Source organism: Halobacteriovorax sp. DPLXC-1 (assembly GCF_036903125.1).
GTDB lineage: Bacteria > Bdellovibrionota > Bacteriovoracia > Bacteriovoracales > Bacteriovoracaceae > Halobacteriovorax_A > Halobacteriovorax_A vibrionivorans.
In genome coordinates this window covers 40176-57244 of record NZ_JAYMCO010000003.1, presented here as the reverse complement: position 1 = coordinate 57244, position 17069 = coordinate 40176, and the positions used below count along the sequence as shown (strand labels likewise).

At 34.9% G+C, this 17069-nt stretch carries 16 protein-coding genes; 6 read left to right on the top strand and 10 right to left on the bottom strand.

Annotated features, from left to right (window positions below; translation table 11 throughout):
- Complete coding sequence (gene polA, locus VCM44_RS10210) at positions 1 to 2667, bottom strand: DNA polymerase I (RefSeq protein WP_334678729.1); 2667 nt, start codon at positions 2665 to 2667, stop codon at positions 1 to 3.
- Between the two features lie 72 nt (positions 2668 to 2739).
- On the opposite strand from polA, the gene VCM44_RS10205 reads away from it, so the two are divergent.
- Positions 2740 to 3207 carry a GAF domain-containing protein gene (locus VCM44_RS10205; RefSeq protein ID WP_115362172.1) on the top strand — a complete coding sequence of 156 codons (468 nt, stop codon included), beginning with the start codon at positions 2740 to 2742 and terminating at the stop codon, positions 3205 to 3207.
- Here the strand turns inward: VCM44_RS10205 and VCM44_RS10200 are convergent.
- Positions 3204 to 3701 (bottom strand): RDD family protein, encoded by a 498-nt coding sequence (locus tag VCM44_RS10200; protein WP_115362174.1) that lies wholly within the window; start codon positions 3699 to 3701, stop codon positions 3204 to 3206. The two genes, VCM44_RS10205 and VCM44_RS10200, sit on opposite strands and share 4 nt — an antisense overlap.
- A gap of 183 nt (positions 3702 to 3884) precedes the next feature.
- On the opposite strand from VCM44_RS10200, the gene trxA reads away from it, so the two are divergent.
- From trxA to VCM44_RS10175, 5 genes are all read left to right on the top strand, one after another.
- Positions 3885 to 4223, top strand: coding sequence for a thioredoxin (trxA, locus tag VCM44_RS10195; RefSeq protein ID WP_330220808.1), 339 nt, complete (start codon positions 3885 to 3887; stop codon positions 4221 to 4223).
- Positions 4224 to 4287: 64 nt separating this feature from the next.
- Positions 4288 to 4869, top strand: coding sequence for a D-sedoheptulose 7-phosphate isomerase (gene gmhA, locus VCM44_RS10190; protein ID WP_115362178.1), 582 nt, complete (start codon positions 4288 to 4290; stop codon positions 4867 to 4869).
- Positions 4870 to 5079: 210 nt separating this feature from the next.
- Positions 5080 to 5733, top strand: a complete 654-nt coding sequence (locus VCM44_RS10185; RefSeq protein WP_115362180.1) for a MotA/TolQ/ExbB proton channel family protein — start codon at positions 5080 to 5082, stop codon at positions 5731 to 5733.
- A gap of 14 nt (positions 5734 to 5747) precedes the next feature.
- Complete coding sequence (locus VCM44_RS10180; RefSeq protein WP_115362182.1) at positions 5748 to 6275, top strand: ExbD/TolR family protein; 528 nt, start codon at positions 5748 to 5750, stop codon at positions 6273 to 6275.
- A gap of 15 nt (positions 6276 to 6290) precedes the next feature.
- Positions 6291 to 6800, top strand: a complete 510-nt coding sequence (locus VCM44_RS10175; RefSeq protein ID WP_115362184.1) for a biopolymer transporter ExbD — start codon at positions 6291 to 6293, stop codon at positions 6798 to 6800.
- Positions 6801 to 6858: 58 nt separating this feature from the next.
- Here VCM44_RS10175 and VCM44_RS10170 read toward each other — a convergent pair whose 3' ends face one another.
- The 8 genes from VCM44_RS10170 to VCM44_RS10135 all read right to left on the bottom strand — a co-directional run bounded on the left by VCM44_RS10170 (position 6859) and on the right by VCM44_RS10135 (position 17054).
- Positions 6859 to 8142 (bottom strand): hypothetical protein, encoded by a 1284-nt coding sequence (locus tag VCM44_RS10170; protein ID WP_120404099.1) that lies wholly within the window; start codon positions 8140 to 8142, stop codon positions 6859 to 6861.
- 1 nt (position 8143) lies between these two features.
- Positions 8144 to 8896, bottom strand: a complete 753-nt coding sequence (locus VCM44_RS10165) for an outer membrane lipoprotein-sorting protein (protein ID WP_115362189.1) — start codon at positions 8894 to 8896, stop codon at positions 8144 to 8146.
- 158 nt (positions 8897 to 9054) lie between these two features.
- Positions 9055 to 10953, bottom strand: coding sequence for an AgmX/PglI C-terminal domain-containing protein (locus VCM44_RS10160; RefSeq protein WP_334678728.1), 1899 nt, complete (start codon positions 10951 to 10953; stop codon positions 9055 to 9057).
- A gap of 9 nt (positions 10954 to 10962) precedes the next feature.
- Positions 10963 to 11223, bottom strand: a complete 261-nt coding sequence (locus VCM44_RS10155) for a hypothetical protein (RefSeq protein ID WP_115362193.1) — start codon at positions 11221 to 11223, stop codon at positions 10963 to 10965.
- Complete coding sequence (locus VCM44_RS10150) at positions 11220 to 12119, bottom strand: hypothetical protein (protein ID WP_334678727.1); 900 nt, start codon at positions 12117 to 12119, stop codon at positions 11220 to 11222. Before VCM44_RS10150 ends, VCM44_RS10155 begins: the two co-directional genes overlap by 4 nt.
- Complete coding sequence (locus VCM44_RS10145; protein ID WP_334678726.1) at positions 12119 to 14947, bottom strand: tetratricopeptide repeat protein; 2829 nt, start codon at positions 14945 to 14947, stop codon at positions 12119 to 12121. The genes VCM44_RS10150 and VCM44_RS10145 overlap by 1 nt, the downstream gene beginning before the upstream one ends.
- Positions 14947 to 16338: a hypothetical protein gene (locus VCM44_RS10140; protein ID WP_334678725.1), complete on the bottom strand. Its 1392-nt coding sequence runs from the start codon at positions 16336 to 16338 to the stop codon at positions 14947 to 14949. Before VCM44_RS10140 ends, VCM44_RS10145 begins: the two co-directional genes overlap by 1 nt.
- Before the next feature lie 11 nt (positions 16339 to 16349).
- A complete protein-coding gene (locus VCM44_RS10135; RefSeq protein ID WP_158536881.1) occupies positions 16350 to 17054 on the bottom strand; it encodes an outer membrane beta-barrel domain-containing protein in 705 nt (234 codons plus the stop codon).
- Positions 17055 to 17069 lie beyond the last annotated feature (15 nt).

The following is a 17069-nucleotide window of genomic DNA, read 5'->3' as shown; positions in this document are numbered from 1 at the left end:
TTATTTTAAGTCGTACCAGTTAACACCAAGAGAAGGCTCAACTTTTAATGGTACTTTAAGCTTAACAACGTTTTCCATTCCCTCTTTTACTAATGTCTTCATTTCATTTAATTCGTTTTCAGGAACATCAAATATAAGCTCATCGTGTACTTGAAGAAGCATTTTCGACTTTAATCCACGCTTTTGAATTTCTTCATGGATATTAATCATTGCACACTTAATGATGTCAGCAGCAGTACCTTGAATTGGTGAGTTAATCGCCATTCTTTCAGCATTTGCTTTTACCGTACGATTATTAGAGTGAATGTCTGGTAAAAAACGCTTTCTACCATACATTGTAATCGAATACCCTGTCTTTTCTGCATCTTCCTTAAGCCCATCTAAGAAGCCCTTAATTTTAGAAAATCTTTCAAAGTATTTTTCAATATAGGCCTTAGCATCTTTTCTTGAAATCTTAAGTGCTGAGGCCAATCCAAAAGATGATTGTCCATACATTAGACCGAAGTTTACGGCCTTGGCCTTCGATCTTTCATCCGAAGTTACATCTTCTAAAGCAATATCATTAATTTCACTTGCTGTTTGTGCGTGAATATCTTTGTCCTCATTAAATGCCTTTATCATTGTTGGGTCTTCACTGTAATGAGCAAGAATTCTTAGTTCAACTTGAGAATAGTCGGCTGCTAGTAGCATATTTCCAGGTGTTGCGATGAATGCCTTTCTTACAAGTCTTCCTGTTTCTGAACGAATAGGTATATTTTGAAGATTCGGATTCACACTAGATAATCTTCCAGTTTGAGCAACATGCTGATTAAAACTTGTATGCACCTTTCCAGTCTTCTCATTAACGATTTCAGGAAGAGCCTTAACGTATGTTGATAAGATCTTACCTAGTTCACGATATTGTAAAATCAAGCCTGGTACTTCATTTATATTCTTCGCTGCAAGCTCTTCTAAAACCGAAGAGTCTGTTGAGTAGCCAGTTTTTGTTTTCTTCACAACAGGAAATGATAATTCGTTAAATAGAAACTCTCCTACTTGTTTTGGAGAATTTAAATTAATCGTGTCATTTACAGAGAATGAATCAACTTTCTTTTGAATAACTGAAAGCTTCTCCTCTAAGTCTCTCGCCATATCATAAAGGAATTCTTTATTTAGACACACTCCCTCAAACTCCATCTCTGCAAGAATAGGAATTAGCTTATTATCAATATCTTCATATACAGAAACAAGCTCTTTTTCTTTAAGCTCTTCTTTTAAAAGATTTGCTAGTCTAAATATAGCAATTGAGCGAAGGCCACTATAAGTAGATCTTTCTTCAATTGTTTCAAGAGAAGTTATATATGGATTCTTCTTATCAAGCGTTGTGACATTAACATTTACATTAGTGCAAATAGCCTCAATATTATGCCTCATACTTGGACTTACATTATAATGGGCCTGAACGATATCAAAATTCTTTGCCTTAAATAAAACCTTATGCCTGAATAAATGCGAATAATCCCTCTTTGAATGTTCACTATAAACTTCTTTTGATTCATCACTATAAATTAACTCTAAGTATTCTTTTTCATTCTTTTGGTCAACTTCGAGAAAGTACGACTTGTTATCATCAAATGAGAGGTTTAAGGCCACTAGATTACGAGCATGAATATCAGAACTATCAAACTCAGTCTGCACTGCAAGTTTCTTGCTCTCTTTAATTAACTTTTTAAACTCATCTTCTTTAATATCTTTTCCAACAATTAGATGTTCGAAAGGAGATGCGACTTCGCCTTCTTCATCTTCACCATCAGCAATAGAAAGTTGATATTTTAGATCCTCCATTCTTTTAATCATGGAATTCATTCCAAGCTCTTTTAAGAATGCAAGTAACTCATCTGTAGGATAGAACTTTAATTCGGAATCTTCTGACTTACATTTTAAATCAATATCTGTAACAATCTTAATTAAATCACGTGATAATTTTGCATCATCAACATATTCAGTAAAAGCAGTTGTTAATTTTTTACCTTTAAACGTATCTGAAATCTCAAAGCACTTATCTAATGTATCGTGTTCTGCCAGAAGCTTTGCCGCTCCCTTTGCTCCGATCCCACGCATACCAGGGATATTATCTGATGTATCTCCAACCATTGATAAGTAATCTACAATTTGGTCAGGGCGAACACCCATCTTTTCAAAGACGCCTTTTTCATCGTAGGTAACATCTTTCATCGTATCCAGCATCTTAATATTGCCACCTACAAATTGCATTAAATCCTTATCACCTGAGGCTATAAGAATTTCATCAAAGTCATCCTTCCACTGAGTCACAGATGAGCCGATAATATCATCAGCTTCATAATTTTCATCTGCAACATTTAGAAGTCCCATTTTATCAATTAACTCTTTAATAAGAGAAAATTGAGGAACTAAATCCTCTGGTGGTTCTGAGCGATTTGCCTTGTACTCTTCATACATTTCATTACGAAATGATCCTCCCGATGTATCTCGAGCTAAGAGCATATGAGTCGGCCTATAATTGGCCATAATTTTAAGAAGCATTGAAAGAACACCATACGTTGCATTAACAGGTGTACCATTTGGTGCCGTCATTGGACGGATTGCGAAAAACGCACGGAATATAAAGTTACTGACGTCGACGACGATTAATCTTTTCTTTGACATATAATCTCCAATTTATGCTATAAATCTAGCCAATTATGTTGAATCTGTTAATGATTAATATAGGACCAAGTTATGGACAATGCACAAAAACAAGAGCTGTATAATAATGTAAAAAGAGATATCTTTGCGATTTGCGAAGGTGAATCGAATACAATTGCAAAAATGGCCACAATCTCTTGTGTATTAAAGCAGGCTTTTCCACACTTTTATTGGTGTGGGTTCTATAATGTTGATAACTCAAAAGAATCTGAACTCGTTGTTGGCCCTTACCAAGGGACTCTTGGCTGTTTACGCATTCCATTTGGTAAAGGAGTGTGCGGAACAGCTGCTCAATCTTTAGAAACACAAATTGTTGAAGATGTTTATGCAATTGAAAATCACATCACTTGTGATCCTAAGAGCCAGTCTGAAATTGTCGTGCCTGTTTTAGAAAATGGAAAGCTAATCTCAGTGTTAGATATTGATAGTGATGTGAAAGCAAGTTTCAATGATATAGATAAAGAAAACCTCGAAGAGATAATTAACAGAGTATTTAATTAGGTTGGAGTTCCTTGATCTTCAAACCAATTCGCCTGTCTCTTTTTAATAGCGAGCATCGTGTCATCATTGGCCATAACTGTAGTATCGGCCATAACATCACCTAATCTGTGACCTGAATCTAGTTTATATAAAAGATATAATTCAATTCCGACCATTGGAATACCAATTATCACGGCCATAAACCAACCAAGAACTGGAATAATGGCAAAAATAAGTGGAATAATAAAAGGCAGATTACGAACAAAGCTCTGCTTCAATGAACAAGGTGTTCCATCAACAAGAGAGATAACGCGAAAGCCAATAAACTTCTTTCCTACCGATTGACCATTTTGGATCGCATCTGCAAAAGTTAAATAAACAATGGAAAAAAGAATACCGATTGGATAGAGAAATAGCGATAACACAAGAACAATAAATAGGTCTATTGCCTTTGCTAATATCCTTGAAAAACGTGCAACCTTTATGGCCGACTTCAATAAGTACTTTCTATCCATAATAAATATCTTATCCTATGAATTTTATTAGAAAACAAGGCATTTTTTGCACCACGTTCAAATAAGGAATATTAAGTAAAGAAATACTTTAACTTCTCTATAGACCAATAGATGATCACTAATAGCCAAAAATAATATTTTAAGTTATAAATGTAGACTGAAAGAAAGAAGAGCAAAAAAGCTCTGGAGGATAATTATATGAGTACTGTTGGTAAAACTGACGTAGCAAATTTTGAATCTGATGTATTAAAGAACGCAAAGCCAGTTCTAGTTGATTTTTGGGCAGAATGGTGTGGACCTTGTAAAACTCTAGGGCCAGTTCTAGACGAAGTTGCATCAGAAATTGGTGAAGGTGCAAGCATCGTTAAAGTTAACGTTGATGATAATGGTGAGCTTGCTCAACAATATGGAATCCGTGGGATCCCAACAATGATTTTCTTCAAAGATGGACAAGCAACAAAGACACTTGTTGGTGTTCAGACGAAAGAAGAAATTAAAAAGTCTTTAGAAGAATTAATGTAATATAAAGCCTCTATCAAAGAGGCTTTTCTTTTATCTTTATCAAGGATCGAAAAGGTATCTAATAATGAATGATTTTATTTCTCACGCTTTTAATCACGCTCAAGAAACATTAACAAAGTTTATTGCTAACGAAGATAATTTCAAAGTTATGCAAGATGCAATTGATGAAATGGTTTCAGCTATTAAAAATAATGGCCGAGTAATAAGCTGTGGAAATGGTGGTTCAATGTGCGATGCCATGCACTTTGCAGAAGAACTGACTGGGCGTTTTCGTAAAGATCGTCCCGCGATGCCAGCAATGGCGGTAGCAGATCCTTCACACATTACTTGTGTTGCAAACGATTACGGATTTGAGTATATCTTTTCAAAATATGTTGAAGCACATGGACACAAGGGCGATGTTCTTCTTGCAATTTCAACTTCTGGAAATTCTCCAAATTGTCTTGAAGCAGTTAAATCTGCTCACGCAAAGGGAATGAAAGTTGTTGGGCTACTTGGAAAAGGTGGCGGAAAGATGAAAGACCTTGTGGACTTCCCTCTTGTGATTGAAGCTGATCTTTCTGATCGAATTCAAGAAATGCACATTAAAATTATTCATACGTTTATCGAAGGTATTGAGCGCCAGGTTTTCCCAGAAAATTACTAAAGGGTCGTAAAGCCGCGCCTTCGGCTAGCTTTACTTTTGTCACATCCATCTGCTCGTCAAAACTTGCCTTGTGGCAACTTTTGAACGCACGATGTCCCAGAAAATTACTAAAGAACCGGCACAAACTTCCAAGTCTTTAAAATCAAGTATTTGACGCGATTATGAGTTAAAATAATCTTAAGTTAGTACACAATTTTAAGGAGCTATATAATGGAAGGCACTGCTGTATCATCCGTAAACACAATCGCTGCTTTTTTTCAAAACGGCGGACTTTTCATGTGGATCATTCTATTCATCTGGGCCGTAGGTCTGGCAATTGGATTAGAGAGATTCTTTAAATTAAGTTTTAAATTTGATGTTGATGGAGCTTCTTTTATGAATGAACTTCGTCGCTACATCATGGCAAATGATGTTGAAGGTGCTTCACGTGTTTGCTCTGGATCGAACGCGGCCCTACCAAAAGTTCTAAGAAGTGGACTTGAAAGAGCGTCAGCAAAACCAGAACAAATTCAAAATGCAATTGATGCTACTGCACTTGAAGTTATCCCTAAGGTTGAACTTAGACTTAACTATCTTCAGTTAATTGCAAATATCTCAACTCTATTTGGACTACTGGGAACAATTCAAGGTCTAATCGCTTCATTCGCAGCTGTAGCTGCAGCTGATCCTACACAAAAAGCAGAACTACTTGCTAAAGGGATCTCACAAGCGATGAATACGACTTTCCTAGGTCTACTTGTTGCCATCACAATTATGATCATTCACTCTTTCCTAAGTTCAAAGTCTGAAAAGATCATTAATGAAATCGATGAATATTCTGTAAAGCTAATGGATATCCTAAGCACAGAAGAAAGTAAGCAGTAAGAAAGAAATTAATTATGTATAGAAAACCGAGTCGAAAATATAAGAATAAGAAAGTTGAGAGGCTGAATCTAATTCCAATTTTAGATTCGGTCTTCATCTTTATCTTCTTCCTTCTTATGTCTGCTAACTTTGTTAGAATCTATGAGATTGGCTCTGATGTTCCAATTATCTCAAACAGCCAACCTCCAAAAACAGATAAGAAGAGACTTGATCTTACTTTAAAGATCAATCAAAGCAATATTAGCCTCCACTCTGGACCTAATGAAAGACGAATCTTCAGCGCAGGTAAAACGGCCAGCGGAGAATATGATCTTTTCAAACTTCGTCAAAAGCTCATCGAATTAAAGAAAAGCTATGTTGATGAAAAAGAAGTCATCTTTATCCCTAATGCAAATATTACTTATGAAGAACTCATTAAGATTATGGATGCAGTACGCGATCTAAAGAAAACAGATCCAGAGATCTGGACGAAAAGAAATGGCGAAGACACAAAAGTCACTGAGTTATTTAATAATATTATCTTTGGTGACACTCAGTCTTAAGACAATAGGTAAAGTATGAGAAAACGTTCGATAAGAAATAGAGGAATAAGAAGAAAGAAGGAACCACTTGATATTGATATCACTTCCCTTCTTGATATCCTTGTTATCTTACTTGTATTCCTAATTAGAAGTTACGATACAACTGGTGTAATTTTAAATATTCCAAAAGATATTACAATTCCTCACTCAGTTTCGAAATCAATTAACGAGCAAGGAGTTGTTGTACAAGTTTCACCTAAGGTCATTTGGGTTGATGATAAAGAAGTTCACAACACTGAAACTTACAAGGGACGTCTCTACTCTCAAGGCGGAAGATTAATTCTTCCTCTCTACAACGAGTTAGTGGCCAAAAAGAAAGAAATTGATGATATTGCAAAGACGACACCTAATGCGAAGAATTTCTCAGGTATAGTTAATCTCGTAATTGATAAGTCTTTGAAGTACAACTATATCAAAAAACTCATGCATACTGCTGCTGAGGCAGGTTTTCAAAAGTATAAATTCGTTGTCCTTGGACAAGAATAGAATAAAAAAAGGCTCCGTAAGGAGCCTTTTTATTTTTATTAATACTATTTTGATAAATCTAAAAGAAACGAGTTAGCGTGACACCTAATTCATCATCTCCATCTAGGATATAGAGACCACGACGATCACTTTCTGCATCATCTCCAATTGTAACTCCCCTAAAGTTAACCTTGGCTTTCCATGCATTATTCAGGCGTCTCTCATAGCTTAAGTAATACAAAGCTTCACCGTTTCTTTCAAGGTCAATATACAGCCCAAGTGTAAACTCATTTGAATAAGCATCATTTAAAGCAAAACGATGACCGATGAAGAGATCATTTTGAAAAATCTGGGCCTGGCTTCTCTTCTCTTTTCCAACCCCTAGAACATATTGATATTCAGTGTAAAAACTAGAACTCCAATTATTTGCGTAGTTATGAGTATATTCATGACCTATAGAAGCTAATTGATAATCAAAAACTTCTCTCGTTCCACCTGTATAATCGAGAATAGCAACTGAATCATCTGCATTAAAATCAGAGTAGAGGTATTCGAATTTAAAAGTTTGCTCGCCCCAAAAAAATGTTGCGGCCGCTCCAATATCTAAAACATCAACATAGAATGCTTCAAGCGTTGTCGGTGTTGATGGTCTAGCGCCAAATATTGGTCTCGTTCGATCAATATGATCCATGGCAAATACTGTCAGATCGAGATCTCCAAACTGATGAGCGTAATAGACTGCGAATTGATTATACTGATCTTCTTCGTCACTACTTTTAACTTCATTTCCTGAAACGACATTCTGCCTTACCGGCTCTAGCCCATCAAAAATTCTCATTAATGGATCAGGATAAAAGCCTTCCGTAAAATATGGCATATAGATGAACTTCATCGTACCGATACTTGTATAATGACTGGCAACAATGGACTTCTCACCAAGCTTTTCAAATCGCTCAATATTTCCATCATTTATGCGCGAGTTAAGAACATCAACAACATGATATGCCTCTAAGCGAGACCACATGAACATGTGATAACCAGCAGAGAATTGCCAATTACCAAGACTGCGTCCGATATTTAACTCATTAAAGTCCACATAACTATTTTCTTGATATTTTTCATCGGCACGAGCAACTAGAGAGAGATTGTATTCCCACCCTTTCCAATCATCACGTTCCTCAAGACTTAACTTAACAAACTTCAAATCAGTAGGCTGTTTCTCATTTCCCAATAAAACATCAGTATACTTCTTTTGAGTATAGTAACGATAATTTAACGATATCTCTCCCCTGCCATCTGCATATGCAGTTTCAGATACTAGAGAGAGGGCCCCAATAATTACTGTAAAAAATATATTCTTCAATTTACTTCAACTTCCTCTTAGTAAGATCGTTCTCATTTACTTTCTTACCAATAACTCTATTTTTCCATTTAAATATTGATTTCTTCTTATTATTTAAATTAACCATATCAATTTGGTTAGCTCGCCACATCTTTCTTTTTCCAACTGTGTAAGATTTAAACTCACTCATTGTCGAAGTCTTAATGTGTTCATTTCTTTTGTTGTAGTACTCAGTTTTTACTGGCGCTAAATACTTCTTTGATACATGTAGAATAACTCTTAGATAAGAACTCTTTCCCTTTGCTTTACGCTCTAGAGTCCAAGTATTCTTATCTTCACTTAAGAACTTATAATTATATTTTTCGATTGTTTGACCACCGATATCTTCGAATGAAAACTCAGACCCCATAAATGAGCTCCCTTTAGATCGAGAGTTGATTTTCTTTACTCTTCTTAGAGAAGGTAAGTATAACCACTGGTCATCATCCTTATCAGAACTCTTCCATGTCCAAGTTAAAAGCTTTGTCCCTTTTACATCTAATGGCTTTCTAAACTCCATAAGACTTTTATCAACGCCTTCAAATTCACCAGATGTACCAAGCATTTCTCTAACAATCTCAACGCCACTTGTATCAACTAAAATAAGCTCCATTGTCGATGTGTCACCGATATAACCTTTATTGGCCGCATCCATCTTCTTTGCAATCTCAAGACCTTTCTCATCTGCAAGAACTGCAAGAGAAAACATTATTAAGAAAAATTTAACAAATTTCATTATCCTACCTCATTATCGTTGGTCTGTTTCCACAAGATACTATCATTCACATCACAATGATTGAATATTTAGTATTGATAATAGTAATGGATTCATTAAATAGCTGAAAATATGCCCCTTATTTACAACAAGGGGCATCATATATTGATTGAATATACTTAGTAAGAGCTTGGATTTAGGTTAAGAGGTACGTGAACAGCAACCTCAGCTCCACCTTTTGGTCTTGGAAATTGAATTGTTTTAAGGTGATTTGCAACACAGTTTTTAACACTACGTGGCACGGCCTTATCAGCTTTCGTCACCTTAGCTCTTGTAACATTCCCTGATGCACCAATGACAAAGTCCATAGCAAGAACACCTGAAATGGCCTTTTGCTGAACATCTAATTCCTTTTGGTAGCAGTAACGGAATTGAGGAACGTTCTCCATTAGAATTCTCATAATATCATTACGATCCATTGATCCAAGAATAACTTCACGGTAAGGGACACCAGCAATATAAACTTTCTTTTTATGAACTAGTCCATCTGTACCAAACGAAGAAGAAAGTTTTCCACGAGTCTTACTACTTAGCGAGCCAACCTCTGCTTTAACATCAGCCTTTTGAACTTGGGCCGACTCACCCGTTGAAAGAGCATTACTATCATCTTTAAAACTTTCAGTCGTACCAGCATCAGCAAAAGAACTTAGTGATCCGCCCTTTGCCATCAAAGAGTTCATTGAAGATGTGAAAGACGGTGACTTATATACATCGACTTTTCCTCTACTCTTTCTGTTATTAGAAAGCTTCTTAACTTTAGAGGCCTTCTTAGTTGTTCGAGAAGGTTTGCCTGCTTTTTTATTGGACTTTCTCACAACCTTTTTATCATTTGTTGGTCCCTTCTTAGGAGCAGCTTTTTTTGGAGTAGAATTTGAAGCCTTAGCAGTTCGGTCCCCCCTACTCTTTGAAGGCTTCTGCTCTTTAGGAGTATTTGAAACCTCTTGCTTAACTGGAGCCTTCTTTTGTACTTTCTTTGGTGTTTCCTTCTTAATGACATTTTTCTTTTTAGTCACTCTAAGCTGTTTTGGCTTATATAAGATTTTTGCAATTCTTTCAGGAACTTTCTCTTTCTCAATCTCTTTATCGACTTGGAAGTTAAGCATTCCCCCCATAAAAACAGCGAATACTAGCACACAGAAAACCAGGTACTTTCTTAATTCCTTATCTCTTCTAAAGATTGGTGCCGATTTTACAATTGGAGGTGCTTCAGTACCTCTGATAAATACTTTTAAATTATCTTTTTCAAAAATATGAATATCATCACGACGTAATGAATTTTTAGCATTTTTATTATTTAAAAATGTACGATGTTCAAATCCAGGAATTCTTCCAACAGCAACATCATTTTTCTTTATATCTAATAGCTCAACTTTATCTTTTTTTCCTAAATATGGAAATTCAATATCATTGCCACGTGGGTTCATTCCAACGAGATTATACTTTCCGTCTTTATGTGGAATATAATCGAGTCCAACAATCTTTCCATTAAAAAGAATGATTACTTCAGCAGCTTCTTTATCGACACTGTATTTAAAGATTGGATAAATCTCATCTGGTTCTTCAAAAATATACTCAGAGAACTTTACATTATCATCCATACTTAAAGGATAATTAACTTGGTAATCACTATCCTTTTGATTCTTTTGAATGACTTCATCGTTAAACTTAGGTTGTTTCGGTAAGTTTCTAACAACTTCTTGTGGATGTATTAATTGTTGAGGAGGTAGCTCACTACTTTCACCAAAGGTAAAAGAGTAATTACCAATTGTAATAGTCTCTCCCCCTCTAAGTTCACACGTTACGACTTCTTCATTATTTATTTTGACGGGATTCTTTGTCGACATACTATATATTGATGTCTTATCTTGTGCGAATTCAATAAGACAATGAATATCATCTATTCCTGCCCCTCTCATTCTTACATCACAAGAGTCACTTGCCCCTAGGATAATTCTATTCTTACGAGGTAGACGTATATCCTTTTTACCTTTTAAATAAAATGATCTTCCTTGATCCACGAGGTCTCCCTATCTAATTCGATCTAATCCCTTCATCATTTCAAGATGAAAATTAGGTTTCGATGGTAGTTTATTTTTAAATTGTCTAAGATAACGACTTGAAACAGTGATTTCGCCAGGAGCACCCAGCTCACCATCGACACTAATTTCATCTAAATTAAATTTCTCAAACTTCTTGTACTTATAAATAACTTTATCGTTTACAGACTTTTGACCAAACGATGCTTGTGACAACAAGATAAATAAGGCCGTTGTTATAATTCTTTTCATATTGTTAACCCTTTAATCTGCTGAAAGATTGTTTTATCTTTTGCATTTAAATCCATATCTTCGATATCTTCTCTTACCCTCTTAGCGTGTTCGCTTTTAAGTTGTTTTAGAGAATAATATAAAGCGATTTTAAGACTTGGAATTTCAAAGTAATCAGAATTCATTTCTTTTAAAATCGTATAAGCAAACTTAGGTTTCCCATCAAACAAATAAGAATAAACCAGCGAATTTATCACATCGCGATCTTTTTTATTAACGCGATATAAGTTCTTAAGCATTGCTGTTGATTTACTATAAAGCCCATACTTGATGTATATATTTGAAAGATTAAACATTGCTGTCTTATTGTTTCTCTTAATTAAAAGAACTTGTTTAAAAGCTGCAATGGCCTTGCGATCTTTACCTTCATCAACTGAGATAACACCAATATTATTAATAGCTGGAATATACTTACTATTTAAAGCGACAGCTTTATTAAAATATACCTTCGCTAATCTCTTATTACCTGTTTTATAAGAGCAAATCCCCTGCTGATTCCAATATGCAGGATTCTTCTTATTTTTTTCATAAAGAGAGTCAAGCTTCGCGAGACCTTCTTTTGTATTTCCAAGATAACAAAGTCCAACTAGGCCTGTTTTCTTCTCATCAATGCTTTCTAATCTTTCCTTAGACACCTTATCTAAAGATTCATCCTCTAAAACATCATCAACTAGATCATTAATAAGATGATAATCGGCATCAGCATTATAACGAACTTGCTTCTTCGGTTTAAAATCTTCATTTGATAGGTTTTCAATTTGCTCAGCTTCTTCGCCACCTAATTTCTGTACAGTCTTTCCACCAGAGGCGCATGATGCCAAAAGTAATATCAAAAGAGAAATATTTAAAAATTTCATTACTGATTCCCCCTCTTATCCATTAAGACAGCACCTGTCATCGATGGAAGGCTTAACCCCTGTCGAGAAAGTGTTCCAAAGTTTACTGTTAGAACATCATTCTTATTAATCAAAGAATCTAGTTCTCTTTTTAATTGTCTTGATTTTGAAGCGAGGTTTGCTGATACATTTTGCATACTTCCCTTAAAAGAGTTTACATATTCCTGAGACTTCCCAGTCGGTGTAAAAGTAGCGACATCTTTTGAGAACTTATCATATGAACTAATAAGTAATGAGTAACTCTTAACCATCGCTTCACCAGAGCCCATGGCCACAATCTTTGTTACTTGATTCTGGATACTTTCAAGACGTGCAAACTTGCCTTTCATAGTGTTATTGAATTTATTCTCAGGGAAGCTTAACTCAATTGCATTAAAGCTATTAACAGCTCTTTCTACATCTGCAACTTCAGCTAGGGCAACTTCATCGATCGTCTCAATTGCAAGTTTTTTCTTATTTTTAACCCTACGATAAATATAATTAAGCTCATTGTTGTAACGAGAGCTATTACCTTGTTCACGAGATAACTTTGCTAACTTTCCAACATATTCAGACTTACGATATAGATTTTTTGTATATGCTGACAATCTTTCACGATAAATCTTATCTGCATTAGTAATTTGTTTAAAGTCTATATAGTAGTCAAAGATTTGTTCATAAGAAGCTAGCATCGTTGAATTATTAAATCGACATTTTGATTGTTGATCAACAAATGCTACGGCCTTTGAATCATTACGAGTTGCTAGTCCCATAACGATATAGTTCTTTAGAAGTTTTTCTTTATTCTTATTATTAATACCACATGTCTTACCAAGTAACTTTTGTGTTAATGACATTCCATCAGCAACTCTCTGTCTCAAAAATAGTTCACTTATAATACTATTAAAAGATTCATAGAATTTTACTAATTCAGTAGTGGTCATTTCCTCAATTGCTCGATCCAACCATTTAGCAGTTAAGCCGACATTTCCTGACTCATAAAAAAGAACGGCAATATTATAAGCAGCGTTTCTCTTAGCATCTGCGGTACTTTCTGGATCTTTATAAATGAAAAGATATCCCTTTAACGCAGTGATCTTATCACCACTTTTATTGGCCTTTTGAATATCTGAAAATTGTGCAACAAGAATAATCTTATTTAGATGATTTACAAATCCTCTCTTTAAAGGAATTCCCTGACCTTTTAGCTCCCCAACAAAGGACATAAGTCCCTTTTTATTTTTTTGGGTTTTATACATGTCTACAATACGGCCAATCATTGCTTCATTTTTAGATATATTTCTTGGATTCTCTTTTGCATACACAAAGAATGTTTGTTTTGCTTTTTCAACATCTTTCTTTTCATCTACGTAGAAAGAAAATAGTTTTTCTACTGCTTTATTCTTTTTCGATTTAGATTCTTCTGTTTTGATATAGTTTGTGAAGATTGTTTCAAAGTACTTATTACGTGTTGATTTAGAAATCTTACGATCATTTAGGACAATCATCATCCCCGCTAGAGATCTTTTATAATAAGTTGAACCTGGTTGAGCAGTAGATAAGACTTTATCATACATATAAAGTGCCTCAGGATATTCATTAGCTGCATAATATGACTCACCAGCAAAAAAGAGTGCTCTTTCACTTAGCTTAGGATCAATTTGTTGTGAAATAAAATATAACTCAGCAGCTGTTTTACCCTTAGACTTCATTACCTTGGGACGCTTCTTATTATGAGACATCTCTAATTCTTTTTGGAGTTGTGCCGCTCTTTTCGTAACAAAATATAGTGCTTCTTTCTTTTGTTCTGCATTTAATGGCGACTTTGTTATCGCTCTTGCATATCTAAGGAAATATGAATTATTCCCATATTTATCGTAAATCATTAATAGCTGAACTAATGACATTGCTTTATACTTTGGATTTTTGCCATTGAATGCTCTTCCAAACATATCTGCAGCTTGAGAATATTTTTGTTTTCCTATAAGGATCATTCCCATGTCATAGAAGTTTTTCTCGGCATCTGTATTTTGATTCTGATAAAACTTCAGTGCCTTATTTGTTTTACCGCTTTCTGCGTAGAAATAACCGACATCACGTGATGCCATATCTTGTTTATCTATATATTTAGGACTCTTAGAAAGTTCAAAAACCTGCTCCATTTGCTTTACCGCAGTATTTTTTCGTCCTACCCTAAAGTTTGACCATGCAAGGTTATAAAGATACTTCGTATACCATTTATCGTCTCTAATTTTACCAATTGCTGTATTGTAATACTGTCTAGATTTATTAAAATCACCTTCACGATAGTAAATATCACCTAGAGCAAGTCGAGACTTAGTTTCGATGAAGTCACCTTTGGGAGCTGATCTTACTGATTTTACAAATAACGACTTTGCATCTTCCATGTTTACATTCTCTAATTCATTATAAGCAAGAATGTAGTAGATATGAGAGCGGGCCCTTCTGTTAGGTTTTTTCTTTAAAATAGAAATACCTATTCCACGAGCTTTCTTATAGTATGAGTCAGAAACCGAAAAAAACTTTTTTCTATCGATTTGATTCTTTTGCTTTGGAGTTAGTTTAAAAAAGTTTTCATTTTCTTGTTCACGAATGATACGACCTTTTTCAAGGTTTAGTTCGGCCATTCTAAGATCTAAAGTATTATCCCTCTTTGTATAACGCTTCATTCTACTGATTTCTTTAAGTTCCATATCGATAACAGAGACGATACGGTCCCTTTTTGGACTTAATTTAATTCCATAGGAACTGAAGCTTATAAGAGATGCTAGTAATAATACTTTAATCATTATTGACACTCCGATCGAAGAGCAAATACATAGTCACCCATTTCATCGGCCCAAAATTCACCGTTGAATGACCAGAAGTATTGCTTCGAATTTCTTTTTAAATATTTAATATCGCCACGTGCACCTGTATCAGTAATCCCACTATACAACTTAGCCTTTCTTGCATTTAAAGCTTCAAGTCTTAAATAACTTAGACCAATGAATGACTTTTCAAGTTGTGCTGAAACTAACTTAAAAGTTCTCTTAGTATATGAACCAATAAGTTTTTGTTGAAGCATCAGAGAGTCTTTAAGGTTTATAGCAAGAATCTTTCTAAGGCGACGATTACGTACTTTTTTGATATTTGATATTTCTCTTAAGCCAGCTTTATAACTTTGAAAAAGCTGTATAAATGCTGGGTCTTTAGAAACATTTCTAAGGAGTTTATTCGTTAAAGGATCATAGTATTTCTTTCCATCAACAAATGAATTAATAAAGTTAAAATACCATTCAAGAGAATGTTTACGGGCAATCATCTTATCGATGACTTGTTTAGATTTATCAAACTCCGCATAGTGATCATCAATGATCTTAGACATATCATCGTATAAACAAAGTTTAAAATAACTCAAAGCCTTTAAAACATTAATTTCTGGATTAACAATATAGTTAAGTACCGGTGCTTTATATGTAACTAACTTACCAAGCGTTCTATTGTAGTCACCCTTGTAATAACTATTCCAAGCCTCCTCAATTAGAAGCTCAGGCCAAATATATGATCTCTTATCGACATCAATGAATGATAATTCTGCATCATCTAACTTTTTCTGCTCATATTTAACACGAGCAATACCTGCTAAACAATAGTCATGATTTATTTGTAATTGTCTGGCCCTCACCTCATCATCACTTGAAGTGGACATATCAACACATCTTTCAAAAGCTGAAATAGCGGCGCGGAAACCTCGTTGCATTGTAAACGCCATCCCTTCAAGGTGAAGAGAGAATGCTTTTACAGGATGCCCTGCTGGAATCGTTCCATTTAATGTTTGTAGGGCCTCTTTATACTTTCTTCTCTTTAATAGTTTTTTTGCAAGTAAGTACTTTAAAGTCGGAGAATCAATCTTGCTAAGATATTGCTCAGGTAAAAGAACAAATTGTCTATCACCTACTTTAGAGACAACCTTTTCAAAAAGTCTTTCAAAGTCTTTATTAGTACGTCCCTTATATGTAACCAAGTACTCTTTCACATATGGAACAGCAGTATGATACATTTCCTTTTCGATTAGGAGTTTAATAATATGGGGATATCGTGCGATGCGATTTCGAGATTTGGTTAAGTCTGTCCAAATAGACTCGAGAGCAAAGACTTGCCCCATGAGTAAAAATGCAATGATCGATTTCTTTAACACAACAGCTTCCCTTAAATATCAAATTGAACAGAAAAAGTTAGATCAATATTTGAATATAGTTGATCTGACTCTGATCCCGCTTCTCTAGCAGGTGCCGCTTGATATAAGATTCCGTTAATATCTGCTCTAACACTCCAAGAAGTGTTTACATAAAACTTAGATGAAACATTCCACATTAATCCAGTATGCGACTCATCAACCGTTAGGCCAGGGTTTGGTGAACCAGCTCTAACTTCAGGACCATTATTTGTTTCGTTCAGTTTTGCAAAACCAAGACCGAAGATCCAATCAACATAGACAATAGAGTTAAATGTATTAATTTTTGAATAAAATGGTGACCACAGGGCCATCGCACCGATGTAATCATTTACAATGCGACGAAATGGAATAGACCCACTTCCTCCTCCATTACTATTACGTACTGAAGCGGCCGTATCATTTTCTTCACCTGAGTTAGAAGCGTAAATAAACTCTGCCCCCCACTCTTCATGAAAGAAATAACCAGCTCTTAATTGTAGAGATGTAGAATCAACGAAAGCACCTGATAGTGTTTTCCCAAAACCTCCACTAACGTAGAAACGATTTACTTTTTTAAATTTACGATTTTGTAAAACATAAATTTCTTTATCTTTATCAAGCCATGAAAAATTATAAAGATCCGTTTCTGCCGCGAAAGTTTTCATCGTTAGAAAAGTTAAAAATAATACAAAGATCATCCTAATCATTTTAGC

Bases quoted from the DNA above. Each gene is read 5' to 3' on its own strand.
- VCM44_RS10165 (WP_115362189.1), bottom strand. From the start codon at position 8,896: ATGAAATTTGTTAAATTTTTCTTAATAATGTTTTCTCTTGCAGTTCTT.
- VCM44_RS10185 (WP_115362180.1), top strand. From the start codon at position 5,080: ATGGAAGGCACTGCTGTATCATCCGTAAACACAATCGCTGCTTTTTTT.
- VCM44_RS10155 (WP_115362193.1), bottom strand. From the start codon at position 11,223: ATGAAAAGAATTATAACAACGGCCTTATTTATCTTGTTGTCACAAGCA.
- gmhA (WP_115362178.1), top strand. From the start codon at position 4,288: ATGAATGATTTTATTTCTCACGCTTTTAATCACGCTCAAGAAACATTA.
- VCM44_RS10200 (WP_115362174.1), bottom strand. From the start codon at position 3,701: ATGGATAGAAAGTACTTATTGAAGTCGGCCATAAAGGTTGCACGTTTT.
- VCM44_RS10135 (WP_158536881.1), bottom strand. From the start codon at position 17,054: ATGATCTTTGTATTATTTTTAACTTTTCTAACGATGAAAACTTTCGCG.
- VCM44_RS10150 (WP_334678727.1), bottom strand. From the start codon at position 12,119: ATGAAATTTTTAAATATTTCTCTTTTGATATTACTTTTGGCATCATGC.
- VCM44_RS10205 (WP_115362172.1), top strand. From the start codon at position 2,740: ATGGACAATGCACAAAAACAAGAGCTGTATAATAATGTAAAAAGAGAT.
- VCM44_RS10145 (WP_334678726.1), bottom strand. From the start codon at position 14,947: ATGATTAAAGTATTATTACTAGCATCTCTTATAAGCTTCAGTTCCTAT.
- VCM44_RS10175 (WP_115362184.1), top strand. From the start codon at position 6,291: ATGAGAAAACGTTCGATAAGAAATAGAGGAATAAGAAGAAAGAAGGAA.
- polA (WP_334678729.1), bottom strand. From the start codon at position 2,667: ATGTCAAAGAAAAGATTAATCGTCGTCGACGTCAGTAACTTTATATTC.
- VCM44_RS10180 (WP_115362182.1), top strand. From the start codon at position 5,748: ATGTATAGAAAACCGAGTCGAAAATATAAGAATAAGAAAGTTGAGAGG.